Source organism: Falsiroseomonas sp. (genome assembly GCF_051860665.1).
GTDB lineage: Bacteria > Pseudomonadota > Alphaproteobacteria > Acetobacterales > Acetobacteraceae > Falsiroseomonas.
On sequence record NZ_JBHYDM010000011.1, the window covers coordinates 38,701 to 54,284 of the forward strand.

At 72.5% G+C, this 15,584-nt stretch carries 15 protein-coding genes; 8 read left to right on the plus strand and 7 right to left on the minus strand.

Annotated elements, in window-relative coordinates:
• The first annotated feature begins 77 nt into the window (after positions 1-77).
• The 3 genes from ACTIF1_RS13130 to ACTIF1_RS13140 are packed head-to-tail and all read left to right on the plus strand — an operon-like array spanning position 78 to position 4,039.
• Complete coding sequence (locus ACTIF1_RS13130; protein WP_439596882.1) at positions 78-2,141, plus strand: 4Fe-4S binding protein; 2,064 nt, start codon at positions 78-80, stop codon at positions 2,139-2,141.
• 40 nt (positions 2,142-2,181) lie between these two features.
• Positions 2,182-3,252: an NADP-dependent oxidoreductase gene (locus ACTIF1_RS13135; protein ID WP_439596883.1), complete on the plus strand. Its 1,071-nt coding sequence runs from the start codon at positions 2,182-2,184 to the stop codon at positions 3,250-3,252.
• A 4-nt stretch (positions 3,253-3,256) separates the two neighbouring features.
• Positions 3,257-4,039 (plus strand): hypothetical protein, encoded by a 783-nt coding sequence (locus ACTIF1_RS13140; RefSeq protein WP_439596884.1) that lies wholly within the window; start codon positions 3,257-3,259, stop codon positions 4,037-4,039.
• A 217-nt stretch (positions 4,040-4,256) separates the two neighbouring features.
• On the opposite strand, the gene ACTIF1_RS13145 is transcribed toward ACTIF1_RS13140, so the two are convergent.
• The 5 genes from ACTIF1_RS13145 to pdxH form a co-directional block, all read right to left on the minus strand.
• Positions 4,257-4,982, minus strand: a complete 726-nt coding sequence (locus ACTIF1_RS13145; protein WP_439596885.1) for a pirin family protein — start codon at positions 4,980-4,982, stop codon at positions 4,257-4,259.
• 135 nt (positions 4,983-5,117) lie between these two features.
• Complete coding sequence (locus ACTIF1_RS13150) at positions 5,118-5,309, minus strand: hypothetical protein (protein ID WP_439596886.1); 192 nt, start codon at positions 5,307-5,309, stop codon at positions 5,118-5,120.
• A 7-nt stretch (positions 5,310-5,316) separates the two neighbouring features.
• Positions 5,317-6,195, minus strand: coding sequence for a universal stress protein (locus ACTIF1_RS13155; protein WP_439596887.1), 879 nt, complete (start codon positions 6,193-6,195; stop codon positions 5,317-5,319).
• A 72-nt stretch (positions 6,196-6,267) separates the two neighbouring features.
• Positions 6,268-7,731 (minus strand): AAA family ATPase, encoded by a 1,464-nt coding sequence (locus ACTIF1_RS13160; protein WP_439596888.1) that lies wholly within the window; start codon positions 7,729-7,731, stop codon positions 6,268-6,270.
• A 10-nt stretch (positions 7,732-7,741) separates the two neighbouring features.
• The gene (gene pdxH, locus ACTIF1_RS13165; RefSeq protein WP_439596889.1) at positions 7,742-8,329 is read right to left on the minus strand and encodes a pyridoxamine 5'-phosphate oxidase; all 588 of its coding nucleotides are present in this window, start codon (positions 8,327-8,329) and stop codon (positions 7,742-7,744) included.
• A 170-nt stretch (positions 8,330-8,499) separates the two neighbouring features.
• Here pdxH and fabI point away from each other — a divergent pair, with 170 nt between their 5' ends.
• Positions 8,500-9,291 carry an enoyl-ACP reductase FabI gene (gene fabI, locus ACTIF1_RS13170; RefSeq protein ID WP_439596890.1) on the plus strand — a complete coding sequence of 264 codons (792 nt, stop codon included), beginning with the start codon at positions 8,500-8,502 and terminating at the stop codon, positions 9,289-9,291.
• On the opposite strand, the gene ACTIF1_RS13175 is transcribed toward fabI, so the two are convergent.
• Both ACTIF1_RS13175 and ACTIF1_RS13180 read right to left on the minus strand, forming a co-directional pair.
• Complete coding sequence (locus tag ACTIF1_RS13175) at positions 9,292-9,561, minus strand: hypothetical protein (protein ID WP_439596891.1); 270 nt, start codon at positions 9,559-9,561, stop codon at positions 9,292-9,294.
• Between the two features lie 83 nt (positions 9,562-9,644).
• Positions 9,645-10,154, minus strand: coding sequence for a hypothetical protein (locus ACTIF1_RS13180; protein ID WP_439596892.1), 510 nt, complete (start codon positions 10,152-10,154; stop codon positions 9,645-9,647).
• 123 nt (positions 10,155-10,277) lie between these two features.
• Between ACTIF1_RS13180 and ACTIF1_RS13185 the strand changes: the two genes are divergently transcribed.
• The 4 genes from ACTIF1_RS13185 (at position 10,278) to ACTIF1_RS13200 (ending at position 15,584) form a co-directional block, all read left to right on the plus strand.
• Positions 10,278-11,906, plus strand: a complete 1,629-nt coding sequence (locus tag ACTIF1_RS13185) for a hypothetical protein (RefSeq protein WP_439596893.1) — start codon at positions 10,278-10,280, stop codon at positions 11,904-11,906.
• 35 nt (positions 11,907-11,941) lie between these two features.
• Positions 11,942-13,045, plus strand: coding sequence for a chorismate synthase (gene aroC / locus ACTIF1_RS13190; RefSeq protein ID WP_439596894.1), 1,104 nt, complete (start codon positions 11,942-11,944; stop codon positions 13,043-13,045).
• A 113-nt stretch (positions 13,046-13,158) separates the two neighbouring features.
• Positions 13,159-14,361, plus strand: coding sequence for a hypothetical protein (locus ACTIF1_RS13195; RefSeq protein WP_439596895.1), 1,203 nt, complete (start codon positions 13,159-13,161; stop codon positions 14,359-14,361).
• A 95-nt stretch (positions 14,362-14,456) separates the two neighbouring features.
• On the plus strand, positions 14,457-15,584 hold the full coding sequence (locus ACTIF1_RS13200; RefSeq protein WP_439596896.1) for an ATP-NAD kinase family protein: 1,128 nt from the start codon (positions 14,457-14,459) through the stop codon (positions 15,582-15,584).

Genomic DNA, 15,584 nt, shown 5'->3' on the forward strand with positions numbered 1-15,584 from the left:
ACGGCGCGAGGCCCGGCATATATGGCGGGTCACACCCCCGGCCTAGAGCCGGAAGGCAGAGGACGCCCGGCGCCCGCATGACCCCTTCCCCGATCACCTTCGTCTGCAGCTGCGAGGAGACCATGCCGCTGGATGGCCGCGCCATCGCGCGCGGCTGCGCCGGCGGGGCGCCGCGGCTGGCGGACCAGCTCTGCATCGCGCAGCTCGACCGCTTCCGGGAGGCGCTGGCGGAGGAGGCGCCGGTGACGGTGGCCTGCACCGCCCAGGCGCCGCTCTTCCTGGAAGTGGCGGAGGATGCAGGCTTTGCCCGGCCGCTGGACTTCGTGAATATCCGCGAGACCGCCGGCTGGTCCGCCGAGGCGCGGGGCGCCGGGCCGAAGATGGCGGCGCTGATCGCCGCCGCCGCCGTGCCCATGCCGGCGACCCCGCTGGTGCCGCTGAAGAGCGAGGGGGTGACGCTGATCCTCGGCCGCGACGCCACGGCGCTGCGCGCGGCGGAACGGCTGGCGGGCACGCTGGATGTCACGGTGCTGCTGGATGGCAGCGCGCCCGTGGCACCGCTGCGGGCCGCGGAATTCCCCGTCGCCCGCGGCCGCGCCCGGGCCGCCACCGGCTGGCTGGGGGCCTTCGAGGTCGTGGTGGATGGCCATGCCATGCCGCGCCCCTCCTCGCGTGCCGCCTATGACTGGGGGCCGCGGCGCGATGGCGCGGTCAGCCGCTGCGACCTGGTGCTGGATCTTTCGGGCGGCGCGGCGCTGTTCCCCTCGCATGAGGTGCGCCAGGGCTATCTGCGGGCCGATCCCGGCGATGCCGCCGCGGTGGAGCGCGCGATCGGGGCCGCGAAGGAGCTTCTCGGCGAATTCGACAAGCCGCGATTCATCGCCTTCGAGGCCGGGCTCTGTGCCCATTCGCGCAACAAGCGCGTGGCCTGCACCCGCTGCCTGGACCTGTGCCCGACCGGTGCCATCTCGCCGGGGGTCACGCCGGATGGCGTGCGGATCAGCGACAGCGTGCGGATCTCCGCCGAGATCTGCGCCGGCTGCGGCGCCTGCGCCGCGGTCTGCCCGACCGGCGCGGCGAGCTACGCCCTGCCGTCGTCCGAGAACCTGCTGCGCCGGCTGCGCGCGCTGCTGCTGACCTATCGCGAAGCCGGCGGGGAGATACCGGTGCTGCTGGTGCATGACGGCGCGCAGGGCGAGGCGCTGATCGATGCGCTGGCCCGCGAGGGCGAGGGCCTGCCCGCGCGGGTGCTGCCGATCCGGGTGAACGAGGTTTCGCAGCTCGACCTCGCCTTCTTCCTGGCCGGCTTCGCCTGGGGTGCCGCGCAGATCCGCCTGCTGCTGCGCGGCCGGCGCGCGCATGGCGTGGAAGGCGTGCTGCGCAACATCGACTTCGTGCAGGAGATCCTGGCCGGGCTCGGCGTGCCGGAGCATGGCGCGCCGCGCGCCGCGGCGATCGAGACCGACGATCCCTTCACCCTGGGCGAGGCGCTGGCCGCCCTGCCCCGCCGCGGCCTGCCCTTCCCGCCCGCCACTTTTTTCGCGATGGGCCAGCCGCGGGAGGTGCTGCGCCAGGCGGGACGCGCCCTGGCGGAGGGTGCCCAGAAGCGCGACGCCGTGCTGCCCATGCCGGCGCTGGCGCCCTTCGGCCAGGCGAAGGTGGACACGGCCGGCTGCACGCTCTGCCTCGCCTGCACCATGGTCTGCCCGACCGCCGCCTTCACCGCGAATCCCGACAGGCCGCAGCTGCGCTTCCTGGAGGAGGCCTGCGTGCAATGCGGCCTCTGCGCCACCACCTGCCCGGAGAAGGTCATTTCGCTGGAGCCGCGGCTGAACCTGGCGCCGGCGGCCGCGCAGATGCAGGTGGTGAAGGAAGAGGAACCCTTCTGCTGCGAGCGCTGCGCCAAGCCTTTCGGGGTGAAGTCGCAGATCGACCGCGTGACGGCGAAGCTGACGCAAGGCGGGCACTGGATGTTCCGCGACCCGCAGCAGCTGGCGCTGCTGCGGCTCTGCGAGGATTGCCGGCCCTTCGCCGCCACGGATTCCGGCGTCGATCCCTATGCCGGCCCGGACCGCCCCGTGGCGAAGACCACGGAGGACTGGCTGCGGGAGGCGGAGCGGGCGAAGCGGGGCCTGTCCTGAGGCTGCCGATGACAAGCGCGCGACAGGCCATATCGCCGCGGTGGACGCGGCCGGCGCCACGGCCCATGGCTGGGGCGCCAATCCGGAGAAGCCCGCGATGATGAACCCGCAGATCCTGCTCGCCCGTCGCCCCCAGGGCGCCCCCGTGCCGGAGGATTTCCGGCTGGTGGAGACTCCGCTGCCCGATCCCGGGCCGGGGGAGGTGCTGGTGCGGCACCGCTTCCTCTCGCTCGATCCCTATCAGCGCGGCCGCATGGATGACGCGAAATCCTACGCTGCGCCGGTCGCCCTCGGCGGCGTCATGGAATGCCAGGCGGTGGGCCAGGTGGCCGCCAGCAGCGATGCCAGGTTCCAGGTTGGCGACTGGGTGCTCGGCGGCTTCGGCTGGCAGGGGTTCTCGGTGCGCCCGGCGCAGTCGCTGATCCCGATCGACCCGGAGGAGGCGCCGCCGTCGACCGCGCTCGGCGTGCTCGGCATGCCGGGGCTCACCGCCTGGGTGGGGCTGGAGGATATCGGCGAGCCGAAGCCGGGCGAGACGCTGGTGGTCTCCGCCGCCTCCGGCGCCGTGGGCCAGGTGGTCGGCCAGCTCGGAAAGATCCGGGGCGCCAAGGTGGTGGGCATCGCCGGCGGGCCGGAGAAATGCGCCTTCGTGAGGGACGTGCTGGGCCTCGATGCCGCGATCGACCATCGCGGCGACCTGGATGCGCAGCTCGATGCCGCCTGCCCGGATGGCGTCGATGTCTATTGGGAGAATGTCGGCGGCGCGGTGCAGGCGGCGGTCTTCCCGCGCTTCCGCGACTTCGGCCGCATGGTGATGTGCGGCATGATCGCCCAGTACAACACCGCCGCCGGCGCCGATGCGAAGGGCGCGCTGGCCGGGCCAAACCTGGGGCCGGTGGTGCGCAAGCGGCTGCGCATCCAGGGCTTCATCGTCTCCGACAGCGGCTGGAAGCGCTATGGCCGCTTCCGCACGGAGATGCTCGGGCACATCAAGGCCGGCCGGGTGCAGTGGCGGGAGGATGTGGCCAAGGGGCTGGAGAATGCGCCGGCGGCCTTCATCGGCATGCTGGAGGGCCGCAACTTCGGCAAGCAGGTCGTGGCGCTGGACTGACGCCATGTCGGATGCCGCCCTGGCCGCGCGCCTGGCCGGCACCCGCATTCTGCTCTGCTACGGGCTGCTGGGCGAGGTCATCGCCGGCCTCGCCCCGATCGGGCTGGACTATATGGGCGCGCAGCTCGCCTGGCTGCGTGGCCTGGGCCTGGCGGTGGAGGTGATCAAGCTGCCGACGGCGGCGCCGGTCGGCGTGAATGCCGGGCGGATCGCGGCGGCGCTGCTGGCGGATCCGCGCCCCGCCATCCTCATCGGCCATTCCAAGGGCGGGCTGGAGGCGCTGGACGCGCTGCTGCGGCCCGGCCTGGCCGCCCGCTGCCGCGGCTTCGTGGCGCTGCAGGCGCCCTTCTTCGGATCGCCCATCGCCGACCTGATCCTGGCGCGGCGGCCGGTGCTGATGGCGGTGCATCACCTGGCGCGATTGTCCCGCCTCGGCACCGGGCGCGGGCTGCGCGACCTGACCACCACCACCCGCGAGGCCTGGATGCGCCGGCATGCGGCGCAGATCGCCGCGCTGCTGGCCGCGCTGCCGGTCGCGACCCTGGCCAGCGACATCGACCAGGCGGGGGATTGGCGGGAGCTGGCCTATCGGCCGCTGGCGCGCCGGATGCGGGACCAGGGGGCCGGGCCGAGCGACGGGCTGGTGCCCGTCGCCGCCGCCCTGCTGCCCGGCGCGCGGCAGCGCGTGCTGCCCGGCGGGCATCGGGCGCTGGTGGCCAGCGGCCCGGGTCGGGACCCGGTGGGGGTGCTGCGGGCGGAGCTATGGCACATCGCCGAGGCCACTTAGCAGCTGCGGAAAATCAGAGGAAAGCCCTCTCCCCCCTGCGGGTGGAGAGGGCTTTTTCCGCAGCCTGTGGGGAGCTGTTTCAGCCGAAAATCACGTCACCACCGCCAGCGTGCCGACGCCGCGTAGCGTGGCGATCAGCACCGCCGCCTCTGAAAAGCACAGCCTTGGCGAAGCGCGGTGACCTTGGGCCCGGGGCGCCTGCCCCGGGCCCGGAAGGCTATTCCTTCGCCACCTCCACCATCACCAGCTCCGCATCCTCCTCCGCCGTGATGGTGATGACGGGCTCATCCACGATGCCGGCGCCATCGCGCGTGGCCAGCGCCGCGCCATTCACCGTGGCCGCGCCCTTCGCCACCACCAGATAGGCGGCGCGGCCGGGGGCCAGGGACTGGGTCAGCGTCTGGCCCTTGGCGAGCGTCGTGGCCAGCACCGCGCCATTGACGTTGAGCGGCAGCGCGCCGCTGCCCGCATCGGCCGGGCGGCCGGAGGCCAGCACCTCGAAGCCCGTGACGGCAGTGCCGTCACCCCGCGCCGCCTTGGGGAATTCCTTGGCGCCCCAGTTCGGCTTGGCGCCCCGCACATCCGGCATGATCCAGATCTGGAAGATCTTCGTCACCTCCGGCTCCAGGTTGTATTCGGCATGCACCACGCCGGTGCCGGCCGACATGATCTGCACGTCGCCCGCGGCGGTGCGGCCCTCATTGCCCAGGTTGTCGCGATGCGTGATGGCGCCTTCGCGGACATAGGTGATGATTTCCATGTCGCGATGCGGATGCGCGTCGAAGCCGGTGCCGGGGGCGATCTCGTCGTCGTTCCAGACGCGCAGCCGGCCCCAGCTCATGCGGTTCGGGTCGCGGTAATTGGCGAAGGAGAAGTGGTGCCTGGCCTTGAGCCAGCCGTGGTTGGCGCCGCCGAGGCTGGCGAAGGGTCGGACGTCGATCATTGGAAGGTCTCCGCTTTGCGCCCCGGGCAGGGGCCCCGGCGCTTCTGTTGGGCGGAGAGATAGGCCCGGCCGGGTCGGGGCGCAGCGGGACGGGGCGGATGGGCACCATTCAACCGGTGAATGGCGAAACGACCGCTAACGCGGTGCGGCCCGGTCCCCGCCCTTGCGCGCCGGGATCGCCTGGCCACGACGCGCCGACGCCGCGCTGACGCTCGCCGGCAGCCCCCGGCAGCCGCAGGCTTCGGCATGTTCCAGGTGCCAGGCGAGGCGCTGGCCCGGCGTCGCCGGCTTCGGCATCGGATGCGCCGCGTGCCAGTCGCGGTTCATGCCGCGGTCAGCGGCACATCAGGATCGGGATCTCGGAATTCTCCAGCACATGCCGCGTCACGCCGCCCAGGATCAGCTGGCGCAGGCGGGAATGGCTATAGGCGCCCTGGCACATCAGGTCCGCGCCGAAATCGCGCGCCGCGCCCAGAAGCCCGGCGCCGACTTCGCGGGTCTGCGACTTGAAGGGCACCAGCTCCGCCTCGATCTCGTGCCAGCGCAGATAGGCCTGGATGCCCTCCGCCGCGGGGCCGCGGCGCTGGTAGTCCTCGGAATGCAGGATGCGCACGGCCTGGGCGCGGTGCAGCCAGGGCAGCGCGGCCGCCACCGCCGCGGCGCTTTCGGCGCTGCCATTCCAGGCGATGCAGACGCGCGATCCCATCACCTCCGGCGCCGTGCGCGGCGCGATCAGCACCGGGCGGCCGGAATCGAAGAGCACGGCATGCAGCGCGTCGGAGGAGGAGACATCCTCATCCGCCTCCGGATGCGGCACCACCGCCATGTCATAGAGGCGCGACTGCTGCGCCACCACATCCTCCTCCCGCCCCGCGATCGCCTCGAAGGACAGGGTGACGCCCGGCACCTTCAGCGCGGTATTGGGGTCACCGGCCAGCGTCACGTCGCCATGGATGGCGGTGAACTTCTCGAACAGCGCGCGGACGCGGCCGGCGCGTTCGCCGGATTCGCGTTCGGTCGCGGCCATCATCTCCTCGATCATGGCGCCCGAGAGGCCTTCGCCGGCCAGCGGCGCGACATCGCGCGCATCGACGCGCACATGCAGGCAGTGCAGATGCGCGCTCCAGATCCGCGCGACCATGAGGCCCGTGGCGAGCGCGGCTTCCCCGGCCGCGGTACCGGTCAGTGGCAGCAACAGGCGGCGATAAGCCATCGCGCCTCTCCTTCATCCAATTCTGGGTGCGGAAAGCCTTCCCTGGAAACTTTATGCCCTATTTCGGGCCGGTCACGCCAGCGTGGCCCTTGCGGCCGGCAGGGGGTCCGCCGCATCCAGCACCTGCCAGGCGATGGGGCCCGGATCGGCCGCGGCCGCGCGCTCCAGCACCGCCACCGTGGCATCGGAGGCATCGCGCCCCTCCGCGCTGCGCCTGGCGACGCGGCCGCGCAGCAGATCGAGCGGCGCGGCCAGCCAAAAGCCGGTGAAGGGGTGGGGCGCGGCGGCGGCCTCCGCCGCCTGGCGTTGCGCGGGGTCGAGGAAGACGGCGTCCAGCACCACGCTCTGGCCCGCGGCGAGCGCTGCGCGCGCGGCCGCAAAAATCTCGGCATGCACGGCCTGGCTCTCGGCCTCGGCATAGGCCTCGGGCGGCAGCCGGTCCTCCGGCGCCAGGCCGGCGCGGCGCTTGCGGGTCTCGTCGGTGCGGAGGTGCAGCGCGCCGGGGGCGGCGCCGAGATCGGGGGCGATCTGCCGGGCCAGCCAAGTCTTGCCGGTGCCCTGCAGCCCGCCCACGGCGACGAGGCGCGGCGGGATCGGGCGCAGATGCGCCTCCGCCGCCGCGAGATAGGCCAGGCCGTCGCCGCCGCGCCGGGCCTCGACATGCGCCCGCACCATGGCCCGCAGCGCCATCCAGAAGCCCAGCGCCGGCAGCAGGCCGAAATCCCCGGTGCGGGCGAGATAGCGGTTCATCGCCCGGTTCGCCGCCGCGCGCTGGCCGGATTGACAGAGATCCATCAGGAGGAAGGCGAGGTCGTAGCCGGTATCGGTCGTGGCCATGGCCTCGTCGAATTCCAGCGCGTCGAAGGGCGTCGGCCGGCCCTGCCAGAGGCAGAGATTGCCCAGATGCAGGTCGCCATGGCAGCGGCGCACATGCCCTTCTGCCTGGCGTGCGGCGAGATGCGGCGTCAGTTCCGCCAGCCGCGTGGCCATGGCCTGGCCCAGCGCCGCGACGCGCATCGGCGGCAGGCCGGTGGCGTGTCCATCCCGGATATTGCCGGCCAGCACGCGGGCGGCGGCGGCTGGCGCATCGAAGCCGGGCGGCGCCGGCGGCGCGGCGGCATGCAGCGCCGCGACGGCATCCGCGGTGGCGTCCAGCAGATCGGGCGTCAGCCCGCCGCGGCGGGCGATGACATCGAGGAAATCATCCTTCGGGACGGGCGCCATGCGCAGCACCCAGTCCACCGGCTCCCCCACCCCATCCAGCGCCAGGCTGCCATCCGCGGCGCGGGTCACCGGCACCACGTCCCGGTACATCCCCGGCGCATGCGGCTGGTTCAGCACCAGCTCACGCCGGGCAAAGTGCGCCCGCGCGGAAGGGTCGGAAAAATCCAGGAAGCCGAGGCGGACCGCCTTCTTCAGCTTCCACACCGTCTCCTTCCCGATGAAGACGGCCGAGATATGCGTCTCGATCGGCTCGGCGCCCGAGAGCCGGCGCAGCAGCGCCGCGACCGGGGCCTGGCCCGTCGGGATGGTCACGGCCGGATGGTCACGGGTAGAGCATCTCGATCCGCCAGCCGGCGCCGTCGCGGTGGAAGACGCGGCGCTCATGCAGCCGGAAGGGCATGTCGCGCCACAATTCCATGCGATCCGGCACCAGGCGGAAGCCGGACCAGTGCGGCGGGCGCGGGATCTCGCCCAGGCCGAAGCGCAAAGTCTGCTCGGCCACCGCCTTCTCCAGCGCATAGCGGGATTCGAGCGGCCGGGACTGCTTGCTGGCCCAGGCGCCGATGCGCGACCCGCGGGCGCGGGAGGCGTAGTAGGCATCGGCCTCCGCCGCCGAGACCGGCTGCACCGCCCCCTCCACCCGCACGGATCGCTGCAGGGTCTTCCAGTGGAAGCACAGCGCGGCGAAGGGATTCCGGGCCAGTTCGCCGCCCTTGCGGCTTTCGAGGTTGGTGTAGAAGACGAACCCGTCCTGGTCGACGCCCTTCAGCAGCACCATGCGGGCGGAGGGCCGGCCCTCCGGCGTCGCCGTGGCCAGGCAGACGGCATTGGGGTCGTTCGGCTCGGTCTTCGCCGCCTCCGCCATCCAGGCCTCGAACAGGGCGATGGGGTCTTCGGCGCTGGTTTCCAAAGGGCATACTCCTGGGCAGGCGGGGCCAGACAGGTGTGAGGCCCCTTGCCCGTGACAAGGGCATGTGCCACCACCGGGGGCCTATCGCAACCAGCCGCCGGTGCCCCCCTTCCATGCCAGATGACGTGACGCACGAAGCCGCCGGCGCGGGAGTTCCGACCGGAACGCTGATGGCGGGCAAGCGCGGCGTGATCATGGGCGTGGCGAATGACCGCTCCATCGCCTGGGGCATCGCGCAATACCTGGCCGCCCAGGGCGCCGAGATCGCCTTCACCTATCAGGGGGAGGCGCTGGAGCGCCGGGTGCGACCGCTGGCCGAGAGCATCGGCAGCAAGCACGTGCTGCCCTGCGACGTGACGGACGATGCCAGCGTCGACGCCGTCTTCACGAAGCTCGGCCAGGACTGGGGCGGCATCGACTTCGTGGTGCATGCCATCGGCTTCGCCGACAAGCAGTTCCTGCGCGGGCGCTACATGGATACGCCGCGCGCGGCCTTCCTGCAGGCGATGGATATCTCGGTCTATTCCTTCGTCAGCGTGGCGCAGCGCGCCGTGCCGCTGATGAAGCCGGGCGGATCCCTGCTGACCATGTCCTATCTGGGCGCGGAGCGGGTGACGCCGCATTACAACGTGATGGGGGTCGCCAAGGCGGCGCTGGAGGCCAGCGTGCGCTACATGGCGGCCGATCTCGGCAAGGCCGGGATCCGAGTGAATGCGATCTCCGCCGGGCCGATCAAGACGCTCGCCGCCAGCGGCATCGGCGACTTCCGCTATATCCTGAAGTGGAACCAGCTGAACGCGCCGCTGGAGCGGAATGTGACGATCGAGGATGTGGGTGGCGCGGGGCTCTACCTGCTGTCCGACCTCTCCTCCGGCGTCACCGGCGAGGTGCACCACGTGGATTGCGGCTACCACATCGTGGGCATGAAGAACCCGGACGCACCGGATATCGCGACGGTCTGATCAGGGCCGCGGCGCGCCGGTCCGGGCGCAGGACGGCGTATAGCCGTCCCGCCAGGCGGCGCAGCTGCCCTTCGCCTTGCGGCAGCCCGGCCCGCCCCGCGTCCCGCAATTCCGGTGGTTCGGGTGGGTGTAGTGCAGGCAGGGCGCCGCGACGGATTGGCAGGCCGGCGCATCGGTTCGGGGCGCCGCTGCCTGGCCGAGGGCCGGACCCGCCGCCAGCAGCCCGGCCAGCAGCAGGCAGGGCGCCGACCAGCACCTCGGCAGGATCATCATGGGCCAGCCCCCGGCCGCAGGCTGCGGAGGGGCCCATCCGACGCCGCGGCTGGCGGGCTGTCAACGCCCGCGGGCGGGTCTCAGGCCGCCTGGCGGCGGCTGCGGATCAGGCTGACGAAGGGCGCCAGCACCAGGGCCAGCAGGAAGCCGCCACCCACCAGTTCCGTCAGCGTCCGGCTCCACAGCTTGTCGAGCGCCTGGTCGGTGGTCAGCAGGTGCGGCCGGTCCGGGTCCGCCATCACCGCCACCCGGTAGTCGCCGGTGTGGAGGTCGAAGAAGACGTAGTTCACCTCGCGGGTGAAGCGCCCGGTCTTGGTCTGTGCCGAGAGCGTTGCCGAGCACAGCTGCACAAAGAGCTTCGAACGGCAGCGCCCCTCCGTCACCCGTCCATCGGCGAAGGGAATCGCGGTGGCGCGCACCTGCCAATCACTGACGAGGTTCGGGACGGTGTGGTACGCCCCCGCCGCCAGCACGGCACCGAACATCACGGCCCCAAGCCAGGACCAGATCGATTGATGCGCGGCCTTCGCCACGACAGGTGGCGGCGGTGGCGCGGGGGAGGTGGAGTCGGGTGCGGCTGGTGTCTGCATCCTTGCCTCCTATCAACTTGCGCTCGGCGCAGAAGACAACCACCAGTTACATTTGCGAGATCGGCGCGCGGCTTGCGTGTCGTCCCGCGGGCTGAAGGAGATGGAAACGGCTTGATCCTTGGCGTGCCCACCCTCCGCGGCAGCGGCCGGATCACGCAGCTGTGCCAGAGCCCGGATGGCCAGACGCTCGCGATCGCCAGCAGCTTCCCGCTGCTGATGCAGCCCGGCCGCGTGGCGCGGATGGGCCAGCGGCTGCTGCAGCGCCTGGCCCTGCATCGCCGGGGCGAGGCCAGGCCCTTCGCGGTGCTGGACGCGCTGCGCCTGCCGATCAACGACATCGCCTTCCACCCCAGCGAGCCGGTGCTGGCGGTGGCCGCCGGCGCCTATGATGGCGGCCATGCCTTTGAAGGCGAGCTGCTGGTCTGGAACTGGCAGACCGGCGAGTCCTGGTCCGGGGCCGCGCCGGTGCCGGAGGTGACCCGCTGCCGCTTCACCGCGGATGGCAGCGTGCTTGAAGCGCTGCTGCGCCCCTGGGACGAGGATTTTGGCGGGGCGGAGGAGGCCTTCGACCGGCTCTACCCCCTGCGCCTGCCCCATGGCCCGCCCGGACCGCCGGCGCAGGTCAGGCTCGACCCGGCGGGGGCGATAATCCGGCCGGACCTCGCCGCCACCGGGGCCGCCACCGGGGCCGACCCCGCGGCAATCGACCGGCAGCTGGAGGACTGGTTCGGCCCCCTGACCCGGCGCGGCGCCATCTGGGACCTCGCCTTCCTGGCCGATGGCCGGGTCGCCGCCACGCATGACGACTGCCTGGTCGAGATCCACGACCCCGCCGGCGGCGCCGCGCGGCGCCTGGCCCAGGCGGGGCTGCACGGCGCGCGGCTGCTGCGCGGCACCTCCCTCCTCGTCGCCTGCGACAGCCCGCCCGGGGGCCGCACCCATCTGCTGCGGCTGCGCGAGGACCGGCTGGAGCCGTTGGCCAGTTTCGAGGGCAGTTTCAACTTCGTCGCGAGCCAGGACGGAAGGGTGCTCGGCCGGCTGGACCGCAACCGGGCCGGGACCGCGGCGGGCGACCTGCTGCTGCATGCCGCCACGGGCGCCAGAAGCTGGCTGGACCTCGGCCACTACGACGTCTTCAACCATGCCCTCGGCATCGACGGCGCGCCCGAGCTCTTCCTGCTGCAGGGCACGCCGCCCGGGCAGCATGAACGCAAGCGCCTCTGCCGCCTGCGGCCGGATGGCACGGTGGAGTCGCTCTGGCCGCTGCTGCCGGCGGATGGCGCCCCGGCCAGCCACGCCATGGAATGCCTCGGCTGCCATGTCGCGGATGCGGCAAGCGAGGCGGTGATCCTCGCCGGCCGGCACTACGACCCGGACCCGAGCCAGGATGGCCGGGGCTTCCTGTTCCGCCGGCCGATCCCGCCGGCCGGATCCGCCCGCCGCCTGCCCTGGCCGGTGCGGGTGCCGGCGGACACCTGGCGCCACGCCACCACCGCCACCGCCAGCGCCATGGTTTTCGCGCCGGAGCAGGGGCTGGTCGTCGTCGCCTTCCTCGACGGCACGCTGTGGCTGCTGCGGGCCACGGATGGCGCGGTGCTCGCCGCCGGCCCTGTCACGCTCGGCGGCTGGCCCACCATCGTCTTTGCGCTGGATCTGCGGCAGGGGCAGCTGGCGCTCGGCACCGTCGAGGGCTGCGTTGCCGTGCTGGAGCTGGAGGCGCTGCGGCACCAGACCCGCTTCGAGCTGGCCTAGGAGCCTCGGGCTCGTTGCGGTAAGCACGCGCCACCATGAGCCACAACACCTTCGGCCACCTCTTCCGCGTCACCACCTGGGGCGAGTCCCACGGCCCGGCCATCGGCTGCGTCGTCGATGGCTGCCCGCCGCGCCTGGCGCTGACCGAGGCCGATATCCAGCCCTTCCTCGATCGCCGCCGCCCCGGCCAGTCCAAGTTCGTGACCCAGCGGCAGGAAGCCGATGCGGTGCGCATCCTCTCCGGCACTTTCGAGGGCGTCACCACCGGCACCCCGATCGCGCTGCATATCGAGAACACCGACCAGCGCTCCAAGGACTACGGCGAGATCAAGGACCGTTTTCGCCCGGGCCATGCCGACCTGACCTATGAGCTGAAATATGGCGTACGGGACTATCGCGGCGGCGGCCGATCCTCCGCCCGGGAAACCGCCATGCGGGTCGCCGCCGGCGCGGTGGCGCGCAAGGTGCTGGAAGGTGTCACCATCCGCGGCGCGCTGGTGAACATGGGCGGCGATGCCATCGACCGCGACCGCTTCGACTGGGAGCAGGTGGACCAGAATCCCTTCTTCTGCCCGGATGCCGAAGCCGCCGCGCGGTGGGAGGAGCGGCTGACCGCCGCCCGCAAATCCGGCTCCTCCCTCGGCGCCGTGGTGGAGGTGGTGGCGGAGGGCGTGCCCCCCGGCCTCGGCGCGCCGATCTACGGCAAGCTGGATGCCGAGCTCGCCAGCGCGCTGATGAGCATCAATGCCGTGAAGGGCGTCGAGATCGGCGACGGCTTTGCCTCCGCCGCGCTGTCCGGGGAGGGCAATGCGGATGAGATGCGAATGGGCGCGGACGGCCAGGTGGTCTTCGGCTCGAACCATGCCGGCGGCATCCTGGGGGGGATCTCCACCGGCCAGCCCATCGTCGCCCGCTTCGTGGTGAAGCCCACCTCCTCCATCCTCACCCCGCGCAACTCCGTGGACCGCTTCGGGCAGGAGGTGGAGGTGCTGACCAAGGGGCGCCACGACCCCTGCGTCGGCATCCGCGCGGTCCCGGTGGGGGAGGCGATGCTGGCCCTGGTGCTGGCCGATGCGCTGCTGCGGCACCGCGCGCAGAACCCGGATGCGCCGGCCACCAGCCGCCTGCCACGCAACTGAATCCGGCCAAGTTTATATCCGACAAAAATAGTCGCCTATCACGCATCCGAAACTTGACGCTGCCCCCCGGAAAGGCGTTAGGGATGGGTATCAAACGTGATCGGGCCGCTGTCATGCCATTTGCCGACCATCGGCCGGAGCCGGCCGATCTCGATCGTTTCCGCAGCCTTTGCGGCGCCCGCCTCTGGGCGAAACGCCTGGGTGACATCGCCCAGCGGGCAGCCGCCCCCTCCCTCTCCGGCCGTGCGGCGCAGCAGCGCCATGCGCTGGAACTGGTGCTCGCGCGGCTGGGGGACCCCAAGGCCCTGGCACGCGCCACCCCCGCCGAACGCCGCGTCGCCGCCTTCGCGCGGGAGGCGGTGAAGCTGGCCGAGCGCCTGCCGGTGCCCCAGCGCGCGCGGCTGCGCGCCGAGATCGCCGCCGGCCTGACCGGCGAGGCAACCCTGATGCCGCTGTTCCACCTGCTGCGCACCGCGGCCCTGCATCGCAGCCGCGGCTTCGAGGTGAGCTTCGCGGGGTTGGAGGAGGAAGCGCCCTTCGACCTGCTGATCCGCCGCGACGGGGTGGAGGCGGAGGTGGTCTGCGAGGCGGTCTCGGCCGAGGAAGGCCGGGAGGTGCATCGCGGCGACTGGTGCGCCCTGGTCGACAAGGTGAACCCCGAACTGCAGACCTGGCTCGCCGCCCATCCCGGCCGCTACCTGCTGAAGATGACCCTGCCCGGCGGCATGGCGACCGATGCCCAGGTGGCGGAGCTGCATGCCCGCATCGCCGGGCTGCTGGCGGCGCAGAAGCGGCAGGATGCGAGCGCCGATGCGGTGCTGAAGCTGGACCCGTTGGTATTGGCCGGCGCCCAGGCCAGCGTGCAGGGCCTGCCGGCGCAGCTGCGGGCGCAATTCGGCGAAGAAGCGCATCTGGCGGTGACCGCCGGCGCCGGCGGCGGATCCGTCTTCGTCATGGCCGCCCGGGCGGGGCGGGAGAATTCCATCGCCGCCGCCGTCACCCGCCGCTGCGGCCTGGTGGCGGAAAGCCGGCTGACCGGCCGCCGCCCCGGCCTGCTGGCGATGTTCGTGGACGATGTGGACCGCGCCGAATGGCGCGGCCTGCGCGAACGCCTGGAGCTGGAAGGCGCCGCCCGCCGCTGGATGACGGAACCCGCGGCCCGCCGCGTGGTGGCCGTGGCCTGCACCAGCCGGATGGAGCTGTTCGGCGTGGCGCCGCCCGATGGCGCGCCGGATGGCGAGCTGCGCTTCCGCAACCCGGGCCACCCCATGGGCAAGAACCCGGCCCTGGCCCCGGCGGTCGCCTCCTCCCTCTGATCCGCCCAACCCGCGGCGCGTGACGAAAAGCGGCTTGCCGCTTTTCCGATTGCGCGCGCGCGAATCCCCCCGCAGATTGTGCACATCGCGAAGCCGTGTTCGCGCTGCGAACATTTTTGGGGGGAGACGGCGTGCGGCGCCTGGGCGTGATCGTCAATCCGATCGCCGGCATGGGGGGACGGGTCGGGCTGAAGGGCACCGATGGGCCGGCGGTCTTGGCGCGCGCGCGGGAATTGGGGGCGGAACCGGTCTCCGGGCAGCGCGCGGCGCGGGCGCTGGCCGAGTTAAGCGCGCAGGTCCTGGCGGCGCCCGGTGCGATGGGCGCGGATGCCTGCGCCGAGGCGGGGCTGCCCTGCGAGGTCGTGGACATCGGAACGGCCGCCGGCGCCGCAGCCACCCGTGCGGCCGCGCGGGCGATGCTGGCCGCAGGCGTGGACCTGCTGCTGTTCGCGGGCGGTGACGGCACGGCGCGGGATGTGCTGGCCGAGATCGGCACGCGCCTGCCCATCCTCGGCATCCCCACGGGGGTGAAGATGCACTCCGCCGTCTTTGCCCAGAACCCCGCCGCCGCCGGCCGCGTCGCCGCCGCCTTCCTGGAAGGCCGCGCCGCGGCGCAGGAGGCCGAGGTGATGGACCTGGACGAGGAGGCGCTGCGCCAGGGCCGCGTCAGCGCGCGGCTGCACGGCGTGGCGCGGGTGCCGCGGGAACGCGCGCTGATGCAGGCCGGCAAATCCGGCGCCGCCATCCCGGACGAGGCGGCGCTGGAGGCACTGGCCCGGCGCATCGTGAGCGAGATGCAGACCGGACGCCTCTATCTGCTGGGCTGCGGCACCACCATGCGGCGCATCAAGCGTGCGCTGGGTTTCGACGGCACGCTGATGGGCGTGGATGTGGCCCTCGATGGCCGGCTACTGGCGGCGGATGTGACGGAGACGCAGCTGCTGCGGCTGCTGGACCAGGCGCCCGCCACCGCCATCCTCGGCGTCACCGGCGGCCAGGGATTCGTGCTCGGCCGCGGCAACCAGCAATTCTCGCCCGCGGTGCTGCGGCGGCTGGGGCGCGAAAACCTCGTCATCGTCGCGGGGCAGCAGAAGCTGGCCGCGCTCGATCCCGCCTGCCTGCATGTGGATACCGGGGAGGCTGCGCTGGATGCGGAGCTCGCCGGCTATATCGCCATCCGCACCGCCCCCGACCGCAGCGCCATGCTGCGCATCGCCGCCTGA